1 protein-coding gene is annotated in these 961 nt (G+C 60.8%); it reads left to right on the forward strand.

The features are described from left to right. Positions 1–124: 124 nt before the first annotated feature. Complete coding sequence (locus AB4Z51_RS45005; RefSeq protein ID WP_071911927.1) at positions 125–385, forward strand: DUF3551 domain-containing protein; 261 nt, start codon at positions 125–127, stop codon at positions 383–385. Positions 386–961 lie beyond the last annotated feature (576 nt).

The following is a 961-nucleotide window of genomic DNA, read 5'->3' on the forward strand; positions in this document are numbered from 1 at the left end:
GCGTGACGCGTGACCAGCGGGCTGGTAGCGATCGTCAGGCGCAGTCGCGACCTCCGCGGGGTACGATCGAAGTACTGGCTCGTGGAGCTTCGCGCGCTTTGTCAATGTCCGAAAGGAGGTTCCAATGCGTACTCCGGCCTTGGCGATTTTGGCAATCGGGATGGCATCAACAGAGCCGGCGGCAGCTCAGACGTATAATCCGGCCTATCCGGTTTGCCTGCACGTTTACCGCGCGGGGGCCAACTATTACGATTGCAGCTACACATCGCTGCCTCAGTGCAATGCTTCGGCATCGGGCCGCGCAGCAGAGTGCGCCATAAATCCATACTTCGCGGGCGTGGAAAACCCCGCAGCTTATCGGCGGCACGGCCGCCGCGCCTACTAGGGCAGTTGCGAGAGACGCCCAGCCCGCCATCGTGAACCGGCGGGCCTTTGCTTTTCCACACCCGCGACGCGCAGTAGTTCGCGCGCGTTCCGCGGGCCAAGGTTCGGATTAGCCTACGTCGTTCTGACATTGCCCCATAGGCTCCCGATAGCGTGAGCCGTGGGTCAACCACCGAGAGCAAGTAAAACCGGCCACAGCTTTGCAAGGAGCCAGAGCATCAGGGCGAAACACGCCCAAATGCCCATTAAAGCAAAGACGGCCCGAGGATTCCTGAAGATCATCACAGTGCCAACTTAGCACTCGTCGGAGATCTCCGCACTGAGCGAATGGGGTAGCCCGCCAGCGTGGAATTCGGCGGGCTCTCTATGCTCATGCGGACTGGGGCAAATGCGTCACCTTCTCCGCCGATCAATGTTGTTGTGGCCGGGGAAGAACGTAAGCGCTGTTCAGCGGCCACCTACCGGATGACGGGGTGATCTGCGAGTCTGCGGTTTGTTCGGACCGTTAGGCTTAGAATGGACACAGTGCATAGTGCTATCGCGGAGCCGGTGCGGCGGCTTGAGGTCTTCACCGGAG

The sequence above is a fragment of the Bradyrhizobium sp. 2TAF36 genome (assembly GCF_052114925.1).
In the GTDB taxonomy this organism is placed as follows: Bacteria; Pseudomonadota; Alphaproteobacteria; order Rhizobiales; family Xanthobacteraceae; genus Bradyrhizobium; species Bradyrhizobium barranii.

Excerpts from the sequence above, each read along its gene's own strand:
- AB4Z51_RS45005 (WP_071911927.1), top strand. The coding sequence starts at position 125 with ATGCGTACTCCGGCCTTGGCGATTTTGGCAATCGGGATGGCATCAACA.